Raw genomic sequence first — 11,442 nt, 5'->3', positions numbered from 1 at the left:
CGTCGCGCCGCGGGCCGCACCCGCCGCGGCGCGCGGTTCGACCGCCTGCCGTAGCTCGGTCAGCGACCGCAGCTGCGACGTGCGGCCCGGACCATCGAGGCGCCAGGCGATCACCCGGGGGTCGAGCACGTTCCAGGACGAGTGCGGCAGCACGACGATCCCCACCCGGGGTCCGGACCGGACCAGCCCGAGGCCCTCGAGCAGGCGCATCGCCTCGCGCGCGACGGTGCGGGACACCCCGAACTCGGCACCGATGCCGTCGAGCGTCAGCGCGGCACCCGCCGGCAGCTCACCACCGGTGATGCGCCGGCCCAGAGCGTCGAGGACGGGGCTGTGCAGCACTGGGGGCATGCTCACAGGATAGTTGGCGGCACATCGACCGGCCGGACGGCCCCCCAGCCGGCCGCCCACCTCCCCGGCGGACCCGCGCGCCATTGGTCACACCATTGGTGACATGAATCACGCGCGAATGGTGTCATCAATGGGTGAAGATAGGTGCCATGGACACAGACGTCACCGGGACAGAGATGTTCTCGACCCAGACAAGCAGCGGCGAGGCCAGCCCCGCCGGGACCGACCACCCACCACAGGCCATCGTGGTGATGGGAGTGGCCGGATCGGGCAAGACCACGGTCGCCGCTCTCCTCGCCGGGCGCCTGGGGGCGTCGTTCGCGGAGGGCGACGACTTCCACTCCCCCGCGAACGTCGCCAAGATGGCGGCGGGCCATCCCCTGGACGACGACGACCGCTGGCCCTGGCTGCGCGGGATCCGCGACTGGTTCGCCAAGGAGCTGAACGAGGGCCGGAGCGCCGTCGTGCCGTGCAGCGCCCTGCGCCGCAGCTACCGCGACCTGCTGGAGACCGCCGGCAGCGAGAGCACGGGCCCTGTGCGGTTCGTCCACCTCACCGGCTCGTACGACCTGCTGCGTAACCGCATCCAGGGCCGCGCCGGGCACTTCATGAAGCCGGAGATGCTCGACAGCCAGCTCGCCGCCCTGGAGCCGCTCGAGGACGACGAGCCCGGGTTCGGCGTGGACATCACGCCCCGGCCCGACCAGATCGTCGACGAGATCCTGCGCCGCCTGGGGGAGGACGACTGATGCTGAACGCCGCTGTTTCCTCCGTCCTGCCCACCACTCTCCCCGCTGCCCTCCCCGTCGCCGCCGCGGCCGCGGACGCCGAACCGACCGCGTCGACGTCGCAGCTCGTGCTCGCCGCCGTGATCGGCATCGCCGTCATCGTCGGGCTCATCGTGTGGCTGAAGATGCACCCGTTCCTGGCCCTCGTGCTCGGTTCGGGCGCGCTCGCACTCGTGGCCGGGACCGGCCTGACCGACACGTTCACCAGCTTCACCGCGGGCCTCGGCACCACCGTGGCCGGTGTCGGCGTGCTCATCGCGCTCGGCGCGATCATCGGCAAGCTGCTCATCGACTCGGGCGGCGCCGACCAGATCGTCGACACGATCCTCGACCGGACGCCCGCGAAGCGTCTGCCGTGGGCCATGGCGCTCATCGCTTTCGTCGTCGGCATCCCGCTGTTCTTCGAGGTCGGCGTCGTGCTGCTGATCCCGGTCGTGATGATCGTGGCCCGCCGGATGCGCGCCAACCCGATCCTGGTCGGCATCCCGGCGCTCGCCGGGCTCTCCGCCCTGCACGGCCTGGTGCCACCGCACCCCGGACCGCTGCTCGCCATCGACGCGCTCGGCGCCAACCTGGGCCTCACGCTGGGCCTCGGGCTGCTGGTCGCCGTCCCGACGATGATCATCTCCGGGCCGCTGCTCGCCATCCCGCTCACTCGCTGGGTCCGGCTCGACCCGCCGACCACCGTCCTGGGCGTGCCCGACGACGTCACGGGCGGCACGGGCTCGAACGGCACGGGCAGTTCGGGCTCCGGCTCGGGCTCCGGGTCAGGCAAGGGCGACGCCGGGACCGCCACGGCCACCGCGACCGGCAGCACCACGGGCACGACAACCCTGCGCAAGCCGTCGTTCGGCATCTCGGTGCTGGTCGTGCTGCTCCCCGTGATCCTGATGCTCGCGCGTTCCGTCGTCGAGGTCGCGGGCGCGACCTCGACGGGCTACGGCACGATCCTTGAGTTCCTGGGCGAGCCCCTGGTCGCCCTGCTCATCACGTCGCTGTTCGCGCTGGTGGCCTTCGGCACCGGAGTCGGCCGTACGCTGCAGCAGGTCGGCGACCTGGTCGGTTCGTCGTTCGCCCCGATCGCCGGGATCCTGCTCATCGTGGGCGCCGGCGGCGGCTTCAAGCAGACGCTCGTGGACTCGGGAGTCGGCGACGTCATCGCGTCCGGCATCGCCGACGCCGGGATCACTCCCCTGCTCGCCGGCTGGCTCGTGGCGGCGCTCATCCGCATCGCGACCGGCTCGGCCACCGTCGCGACCATCACCGCCGCAGGCATCATGGCGCCGCTCGCCGCGGGCCTGGAACCCACGCAGGCGGCCCTGCTCGTGCTCGCGATCGGCGCGGGCTCGGTGTTCCTCTCCCACGTGAACGACGCCGGCTTCTGGCTCGTCAAGGAGTACTTCGGCATGACGGTCGGCCAGACCTTCAAGACCTGGTCGCTCATGGAGTCCGTGCTCTCGGTGGTCGCCCTGCTGGTGGTCCTGCTGCTGGGGATCTTCGTCTAGCGCGGAGCCCGCGCCGGCAGAGTCCCGCAGCATGTGTCGGACCCTCAGGTCACCGTGGTGACCTGAGGGTCCGACACATCAGCCGAGATCTGACAGGCCTCGGTCACCAGGTCAGGCGTGTGTCCCCCTTCTCGACCCGGAACACGCGCGGAGCCTTGCCCGGCACGGTCACCGTGATCGTCGTGCGCGACGTCGCCGTGACCTCCATGCCGTTCCTGTCGCCCGAGCCGCGCGCGGCGTCGAGCACCACGTTCCGGGCGACCACCCGGCCGCCCACGGCGCGCACCACGGTGCGGCCGTCCCGCTCGAGCGTCGTGGAGCGCGGGCCCGCCGTCACGGACCACGCGTGCCCCTTCAGGGGCACCTCGGAGACCGTGTTGGTGCCGGGCAGGCCGAGCGTGCCGAAGCGGAAGCCGGCGGGGTCGCCCCACGGCTCGTCCGCGATGAGCTCCTGCGTGCTCATCAGGGGCATCAGGTTGGACCACGAGTAGGTGCGCCACGCGGTGTCGGTCGCGACGTTGTTGATCAGCTGGCCGGGCTCGGGGTCGAAGTACTCCGGGAACCAGCCGATCTCCTCGTACGAGGTCAGCCACATCCTGGTCGACTTCGTCGCCAGCTCGGCGGCGGCCTCGTCCAGGCCGTACCGCTTGAGGCCGTCGTAGACGGTCGCGTTCATCGGCGGCCAGGCCGCGCCCTGCCACTCCTCGCAGGAGTCCTCCTCGCCGGGCGACTGGAAGTACCGGTATGCCTCCGTGGACGGGTTGGCCCGCCCGGCGCAGAACGCCGGGTCGTTGCGCGCGACGCTCGGGATCACGAACTCGCCGCCGTACTCCTCGGGGTTCTGGAGGTGGTCACGCACCAGGATCTCCGCGCGCTCCGGCGTCGCCAGCCCGCCGAACAGCGGGTAGAAGACCGTGGGCGTGTTGGTGGGTTCCCACGTGCCGTCGAGGTACCGGTTGAGGTAGAGGCCGCGCTCCTCGTTCCACAGGTGCTCGTTCATGCGCACCTCGAGCCGTTCGTGCAGCGCCGCGTACCGCTCGGCCCCGGCGGCGTCTCCGAGCTCCGTGGCCATCTGCGCGAGGTTCTCGGCCATGAGCCCGTAGTAGGAGTTGAGCGCGACGTCGGTCAGGTTCGTGTTCTCGCGCGTGTCCGTGCCGCCGTCACGCGGGATCTCGACGTAGTTCCAGTACTGCGGGCTGTCGTCGAGCCCGAGGTGGTTGCCGCGGCCGCCGCGGCGGTCCTCGACCCACGGGCTCTCCAGGAGCCCGTCCTGGTCGGTGTCGAACTCCGGCATCCGCTCGATGTACTGCGTCATGATCGGGTAGACGAGCTCGAGGATGCTGCGGTCCCCCGTGCGCGTGTACGCCCGCCAGGCGGCGTAGGTGTGCATCGGCCCGGCGTGGAGCTGGTCGTAGCGTGGGCCCTGCTGGTCGTAGAAGTCACGGATGTGGTCGAGCGCCGTGGCCGGGTCGACGCTCAGCTCGGTGATCGCGTCCCAGGCCGAGTCCCAGCCGAGGAAGATGTCGTCACCGCCACCGCCGAGGCCCCACATGACGAACGACCGGTCGTACTTCTCGTCCCAGTTGTCGTTCAGCGACATGGCGTCGCGCAGGTAGGTCGCGGCCCTGCCGGTCGGACCACGGCCGTTCAGGTTGCCGTCGTCGGCCCGGGCCTCGGCGCGGTCCAGGATCCGCGTCACGTCCCGGGTGCTCAGGTGCGACCGCGGCGGAGCCTCGGTCGACACTGCCGCGTGGAAGGCGACCGTCTCGCCCTTGTCGAGCGCGTACCGTTGCGCGACGGCGCCCTCGCCCGCCGCGTACTCCTTGCCGGCCAGGCCCTTGAGCAGCTCCGCGACGCTCGCGTAGCCGGTGGTCTCCTCAGGCGTCACGGTGGAGTCGAGGCGGAAGCTGCCCACCTGGGACGCGTCGCGCACACCCGCCGACGTCGCGACGATCGAGCGCTCCCCGTCGGGCCGGTAGGCGCTCGGCTCCGACCACGGCGGACTGGCCTGCAAGAACACCTCGGTGTCGTCGGTGAGTGCGGTGGCCGAGCCCACGATCTCGCCGTCGTCCGTGGTGGAGAACCGCAGCCGGACAGTCCGGGTGTCACGCAGGACGGCCGCGTACGCGGCCTCCTGGACCGGCAGCTGCTCGCGCGCCTCGGCGACCTCGGCCTCCGACCAGTCCTCGGGATGGGCCAGGACGGCGCGCAGGGCGCCGATCGTCTCGGGCGTGATGTTGCGGTTGTCGGTGGTCATGTCGATCTCGTAGTACGAGCCGTCGGGCGTGACCGTCCCGATGCGCTTGATCCACGGGACCATGTTGTCGTCCAGCACCCGGCCGGCCGGTGTCACCATGTTGAACGCCAGCGAGAACCGGGCATGCCCCTCGCCGACCAGGAGTGCGCCGTCGAACTCCTGCTCCTTGAAGCCCGGCAGGGCGAACGGGAGGGAGCGCGGGGCGTACTCGTCGTCCGCTGAGCCGGCACCGGTGCCGGCGGCTTCCGCGGACTGCGTGACGGCGGTGCCGGTGCTGGCGCCGGCGGCCAGCGCGCCCGCCGAGAGCGGGACGGTGACCAGGGCGCCGGCCATGAGGGCGGCTGACAACCTGGCAGTCGTTCGTCGGCTCATCAATGAACCCTTCACGTCGATGTGAACGCTAACAACGAGAACAGTAGATGCTGGTCACATGACATACAAGTGCAGAGTGCGTGGAAAGGGACGCCGACGATCCCGGACCCGCAGACGGTGCGCCTGCGCGGTGTCAGCCGACCGGGTGGGCCTCGGTGAGGCGCAGGAGGAGACGGGCCAGCTGGAACCGCGTTCGGCCCTGGAGCGACCGCGGGTCGTAGCCCAGCTCGGTCGTCAGAGCATCGTGGCGCGCCTGGAGCGTCGAGTGGTGCACGCCGAGTGCCGACGCCCCGGCGCGTACGCTCTCCGCAGCGGCCAGCTCGTCGAGCACCGCACGGGTCCGCGCGTCGAGCCGCGCGAGGGCGACGACGTCCGGCTGCTGGGCCGCGACGGGTTCGAGCGCCTCGACGGCGGCCAGGACGACCCCGAGGTCTTCTGCGTCGACCACGGCGCCGCTCCCCGAGGACAGCCGGAGGGCGAGGAGCGCGGTCCGGAAGGACTCCGCGAGGCGGTCGGCGGGCTGCACGAGCCCCAGACCGGCAGGCCCGGTGATCTCGGTGTCCCGGCCGAGCACCACGGCACGGACCAGGCCGTCGGGCGTCGCCACGACGGTCGACGGCGCGCCCGACGCCGTTCCCGACGCGCTTGCCGACGCCGTTCCCGACACCGCTCCCGACACCGTTCCCGACGGTGCGGCCGCCACGTCCCGCGAGGCCGGGAGCGCCGCGACCCGGTACGCGCGCGCCGGGTCGAGCCTGAGCCGGGACAGTGCGATCCGGCGCTCGCCGACGTCCCGGGTCTCGTCGATCAGCGTCGCCAGGGAGCTGCCGGACTCGCCGTCGTGTCGTGCCCGGACCAGGTCGACGGCGAGCGCCAGCCGCTCGACGACCATGTCGTCGTTGGCGTGGGCGGAACCCGCGCGCTCGATCCAGACACGTCCGTCGGCGACCGGGCGGGAGAGCCGCTGCTCCGGAGGACTCGTGGTCGCGGCGGGAGCGGCGGGAGCAGCGGCAGGACCCACGACGGCGCCCTCAGGCAGCCGGCCGCCGTCGGGCCCCACGCGGTACGTCCGTTGGCCGACGACGGCGCCGGCGACCGCCCCGCTGAGCACCGCCGCCCCACGCAGCAGCGCCGGGATCCCGACGCCGCCCGCGACGAGCACGTCGAAGTAGGCCACGACCTTGAGGGACTCGCTGGCTTCGGGGTCCAGCGCCGTCAGACGACCCACGAGTTCTTGCATCTTCGCTCCATCGCGCGTGTGGACCACACACTAGCGGGACGCACGAGCGGCACGCGGGCGTCGGACACGGGTCAGACGCCGAGCGTGCGCGCCACCCAGGAGTCGCGTGCCGCGCGCATCGCCTGGGCGAGGACGGTGTGCGGGGCCATGAGGTCGAAGCCGTGGAACCCTCCGGGCCACACGTGCAGCTCCGCCTGCACGCCGGCCGCCCAGAGCGCCGTGGCGTAGGCGACGTCCTCGTCGCGGAACACCTCGGCGCTCCCGCAGTCGATGAAGGCGGGCGGCAGGCCGCTGAGGTCGGTCGCCCGCGCCGGCGCGGCGTACACGGAGACGTCCTCGGTACCCCTCCGCTCGCCGAGCAGCGCGGACCACCCGGTGACGTTCGAGCCGCGGTCCCAGACGCCGACGCCGTCGATCTGCGCGCTGGACACCGTCTGGTCGCGGTCGTCCAGCATGGGGTAGATCAGCAGCTGGCCCGCGAGCGCGGGGCCGCCCTCGTCCCGGGCGAGCAGCGCGGTACCGGCCGCGAGGCCGCCTCCGGCGCTCGCGCCGGCGATGATCAGGCGGCCGAGGTCGATACCCAGCTCCTCGGCGTGCTCGGCGGTCCACCGCAGGCCCGCGTAGCAGTCCCGGACGGGGTACGGGTCGGGGAACTCGGGCGCGAGCCGGTACTCGACGGTGACGACCACCGCGTCGAGGTCGGTGATCCAGCCCAGCAGCTGGTCCAGCCCGACGAACCGGTCTCCCATGATCATCCCGCCGCCATGCGTGTGGAAGACCCCGGGCCCGATGCCGGTCCGGCCCTCGCGGCTGAGCACGCTCACCTCGATCGCGTCGCCGTCGTGCCCGGGGATCGTCACGTCCCGCCGCACGATCCCCGCCGTCGCGAGCACGTCGTCCACGCTGACGTCGGAGACCGGTGCCGCCTGGCGCAGCAGGGGGATCATCTCGGGCGTGATGGTCGGCGGCATCTGGTCGGACAGCAGCGCGAGGACCGCCTCCAGCTCGGGGTCGAAGGGCGGCCTCTTCACGGTCTTGGTCATGCGAACTCCCTTGTTCAGCGACGGTTCTTCCGTTCACGGTGCTTGCGCGACGCGGTAGAGACCAGTCTCGGCTCCGGGCCACCCGGATGACATCCGCCGAACGAGGCACTCTCACGGCCCCGCACCCGCCGTCCGGCGGGCGGGCAGGAGGGGCCGGCCCGCGACCCGGACCGGCCCCTCCTCCCGTCGGCCTGTGTCAGCGACGGCCCGCCGTCACCTCGTGCGCCGAGGAGCCGCCAGCGGCGACACCGTGATCCGGTCGACGACCGGTGCCCACCGCGACCGCAGCGGGAAGTCCGGCCAGACGTCGGAGGCGTAGGTGGTGCCGTCGAAGTTCGGCGCCTCCTGCGAGCTCAGCGTGATGCTGTTCCGGCCCTCCTCCAGGCCGAGCACGACGGTCTTCTCCCAGAAGTTGTTCTCGTGGAACGTGTGGGGGAAGAGCACCCGAACCGATGCCCCGCCGTTCACCGAGACGTCCGCCCGCCGGGCGATCGGGTCGGGGTTGTAGTGCGACGCGGGCGACTGCTCCGGGTTGGAGTACCGCAGGACGACGGCGTGCGGACCGGTCCGGTCCGCGTCGACCCGGAACGTCAGGGTGCTGCCGTTGCCCGGATCTCCCCCCACGTCGGTCACGGCCCTGCCGCCCTCGGCGAGCGACAGGTCGACGACGGTCGCGGACCCGGCGAGCTCGGCGTCCTCGGCCTGGTAGTCCGTCGCCCCGAGCACACCGGTCCCGGGCGTCGTGGTCAGCCGGTCGACGACGACGCCGTGCCTGCCACCGGTGACGACCACCTTGTTCACGCCGCCGTTCAGGTGCGCGGCCACCTCGTCCGCCCGCGCGAGGTCGAGGACGTCGCGGCCGTTGACCGTCAGCGAACCGCTGCTCCGCCCACCGCCGCTGCTCTTGCCGCTGCCGCTGTTCTTGCCGCTGCCCCCGCCGGGCCCGGCACCCTTGCCCTTGCCGAACGTGTCGACGTCCAGCGTCGCCTCGCCGTCCTCGGCCGCGTAGACCCAGAACGTCGCGGTCTCGCCCCTGCCCAGCGCGACGCCGCCGGCGCCGGACACATCTGCCGGGCGGACGCCGCGCGGCGCCTCGTACAGCGCGCGCCCGCCGTCGAGCGTGGCGTGCTCGGCCTCGTACACCGAGGTTCCGGCGTCCGGGCTCGGCAGGGCCAGGGTGATGCGGTCGAGGATCGCGTCGCCCCGGGTGACCCCGGTGCCGTCGAGGCTGCGCGCCGCGAGCGACAGGGTGTGGGTGCCCGCCGTGAGGTCGACCGTGGTGTCGGCGTGGTCCCAGACCACCCACTTGTAGCCGAGCGGCAGGTGGAGCTCCTGCTCGGCAGCCCCGTCGACCCGGACGAACACGTTGGTCGGGCCCTGCTCGGCCACCGCGTCGTACGTGTTGAGGCTGTTGGCGAAGACCGACAGGTCGTACGTGCCGTCCTGCGGCACCGTGACCTCGAAGTCCAGGACGCCGTCCGAGCCGGTGCGCAGCCCGCCCACGTCGTACCCGCCCGAGGTGTAGAACTTGCCGACGTCGGACGGCGAGCCCTCCGGGCCGTTCAGGCTGTAGCCCGACCCGGTGTAGATGGCGTCCTCGGCCTCGTAGCTGCCCTCCCACGACGTCGGCGCCGTGCTCGTGGCCGTACCGACGCCCGCGGGCGTCATGACGATCTCGTACGCCGACGACTCCTTGAGGGGCGGCAGCGAGGTGCCGTCGAACTCCACGGCGACCTTCCCGTCCGTCACGGGGAGGGTCAGCTCGGCGAGGTGGCGCGGCTGGGCTGAGTCCCCGAGCTGCCCGGTCCAGGGGATCTCGCGCACGGTGACACGCACGTCGCCGCCGAACACGGCGTCGGGGACGTTCACCAGCTCGACCGGCGCGGCGCCGTCGGCCCCGCCCACGATGGTGCGCGAGATCGCGCGGTCGCGGTCCACCGTGGACACACCTTGCAGCGTGTAGTTCTCCCCGGGGAACGGCGGCGTGACCTCCACCGTGTTCCCGCTCATCTGCCTGTACGCGTTGAACAGCCACCACTGCCCGTTGCCGCGGTCGGACTGGACGGCCGAGTCGGAGAGGTTGCCGTCGATGTTCCAGTACGCGATGTCGGCGTCGACCTTGGAGTCCTCGATGGCCGAGATCCACTGGATCATCTGGCCGGGCACCGAGGTGTGGTAGTTGAACGCGTACTCGTTGATGTTGATCGGCAGCTCGGTGCCGGCCAGGTCGGTGCCGGCGAAGACCTCGGCCTCCCAGCCGCGGTAGGTCGCCACGGACTCGCGGATCTTCTCCGGGTGGGACAGCTCGTGCCAGGTGATGACGTCGGGAACGGTCCCGGCCTCCACCGTGTGCTCCATGAAGCCCTTGACCTGGCTGTACAGGATGCTCGTGTTCGGGCCCGCGATACGCGCGTCCGGCATGCGCTCCTTGATCAGCGCGTGCACCCGGTCCCAGGCGGCGAAGTAGTCGGCTCCGTCGTCGAGCCAGGAGGTGCCGTCGTAGCTCCACTGGCCGGTCCCGAACATGTTGCCCTCGGGCTCGTTGAACGGGACGAAGACGACGTTGTCCTGGTACTCCTCCGGCAGCTCCAGCACCTGGTCGACCTGGATCGCGATCTTGTCGACGAACGTGTCGAGCTTCTCCTGCGGGGTGTCGCCCGGCCACTCGTACGGGAAGCCGCGGTGGATGTCGGTCATGTAGACGTAGACGTCGCCGTCCGTGGCGTCGGCGAGCGGCCGCACCACCTCGAGCGCGTCGGCGCCCGGGTGCTGGGGCCCGTCCTGCGCCTTCGTCGAGACCGTCCGGATCCCCATGCCCTCGATCAGGTTGTCGCTCGGCAGGCCGTCGCCGTACAGGCCGTACAGGGTGCCGGACGCGCCGCCGTGGAACGGGCCGGTCTCGGCGCCGAGGTCGACCCGCAGCTCACCGCGGTGCACGGTGACCGTCGCGGTGACCGGTGCGCCGGCGGCGACGCCGGCGACCGTGAACTCGCCCGGCTGCGCGTACCGCGCCGGGTCGATCTCGTCCCAGGTCACCGGCACGTCCCGGTCGTAGCCGTCGCTGAACGACGCCCGCACCGCCGCGGGCAGGTCGGGCGCTGCCGCGACCGTCGTGCGCACCTCGAAGGTGTCGTTGGTCAGCTCCACCATGTCCGGGGTTTCCTCACCCACGAGCTCTGCCACCTGCTCCGCGCTCAGCGCGGCGCGGTACAGGCGGAAGTCGTCTATCGCACCGTCCAGGAGCGGGTCCGGGTAGAACGACCTGCCGATGTAGCCGGCGGACCGCGCGGCGCCCGTGAGCAGATCGCCGGCCGGCACCGTCGACCGCGCCGAGCCGACGGCGACACCGTCGAGGTAGGTCGTCAGCCGGTCCGCCGCCGTGTCCAGGGTGACCGTGAGCGTCACCCATTCCCCCGCGCGCAGCGGTCCGTACCCGCTGACCTGCACCTCGCCTCCCCCGCCGTTCGTCGTCAGCGCGGTACGCAGGCGGCCGTCGCCGTTGGAGGGCGTCGCGAACAGGTAGCGCGTGGAGTCCGTGCCCAGGTCGAAGAGCCGCTGCCACGCCCCGCCCGTGCCGTCCCAGCGCACCCGCGCCGAGACGCTGAGGTCGGTGGCCCCGTCCAGGGCGGCGCGCGGGAGCGTCACGTAGCCGCCGCCCTCGCCGCCCGGCAGATCGAGCGCCGTGCCGCCGCCCTCGACGTCGACCAGGTTCGTGGTGCCGGTGATCGCGCCGTCCAGGCCGTTGCCGGAGGAGTCCGGGACGACGGCGCCCGTGACGTCGTCCATCGTGTAGCGCAGGTCGGGGGCGGGGAGCTGCTGGGCGGCGGTGGTGGCGGCGGCGGTGGTGGCGGCGGTGGTGGTGGCGGGGGTGGTGGCGGCGGCGGTG

Annotated in this window: 7 protein-coding genes; 2 read left to right on the top strand and 5 right to left on the bottom strand. The window is 72.2% G+C overall.

Annotated elements, in window-relative coordinates:
- On the bottom strand, window positions 1-351 hold a 351-nt coding region (locus tag PROKR_RS05515), incomplete at its 3' end, for a FadR/GntR family transcriptional regulator (protein WP_169736332.1).
- 176 nt (window positions 352-527) lie between these two features.
- Here PROKR_RS05515 and PROKR_RS05510 point away from each other — a divergent pair.
- Window positions 528-1,100, top strand: a complete 573-nt coding sequence (locus PROKR_RS05510) for a gluconokinase (protein ID WP_084800264.1) — start codon at window positions 528-530, stop codon at window positions 1,098-1,100.
- A complete protein-coding gene (locus PROKR_RS05505) occupies window positions 1,100-2,644 on the top strand; it encodes a GntT/GntP/DsdX family permease (RefSeq protein ID WP_036960371.1) in 1,545 nt (514 codons plus the stop codon). Before PROKR_RS05510 ends, PROKR_RS05505 begins: the two co-directional genes overlap by 1 nt.
- 103 nt (window positions 2,645-2,747) lie before the next feature.
- Here the strand turns inward: PROKR_RS05505 and PROKR_RS05500 are convergent, their stop codons facing one another.
- From PROKR_RS05500 to PROKR_RS05485, 4 genes are all read right to left on the bottom strand, one after another.
- Window positions 2,748-5,273 (bottom strand): amylo-alpha-1,6-glucosidase, encoded by a 2,526-nt coding sequence (locus tag PROKR_RS05500; protein ID WP_084800262.1) that lies wholly within the window; start codon window positions 5,271-5,273, stop codon window positions 2,748-2,750.
- A 133-nt stretch (window positions 5,274-5,406) separates the two neighbouring features.
- Window positions 5,407-6,513 (bottom strand): CdaR family protein, encoded by a 1,107-nt coding sequence (locus tag PROKR_RS05495; protein WP_036960365.1) that lies wholly within the window; start codon window positions 6,511-6,513, stop codon window positions 5,407-5,409.
- A 71-nt stretch (window positions 6,514-6,584) separates the two neighbouring features.
- Window positions 6,585-7,556 carry an alpha/beta hydrolase gene (locus PROKR_RS05490; RefSeq protein ID WP_036960363.1) on the bottom strand — a complete coding sequence of 324 codons (972 nt, stop codon included), beginning with the start codon at window positions 7,554-7,556 and terminating at the stop codon, window positions 6,585-6,587.
- 213 nt (window positions 7,557-7,769) lie between these two features.
- Window positions 7,770-11,442 (bottom strand): LamG-like jellyroll fold domain-containing protein (locus PROKR_RS05485; protein WP_211240035.1); only part of this gene is annotated, 3,673 nt, incomplete at its 5' end.

Origin of the sequence: Promicromonospora kroppenstedtii DSM 19349, from assembly GCF_000515355.1 — a bacterium.
Classification (GTDB): Bacteria; Actinomycetota; Actinomycetes; order Actinomycetales; family Cellulomonadaceae; genus Promicromonospora; species Promicromonospora kroppenstedtii.
The sequence above is the reverse complement of the archived record's forward strand: the minus strand, read 5'-3'. Positions and strand labels throughout refer to the sequence as shown.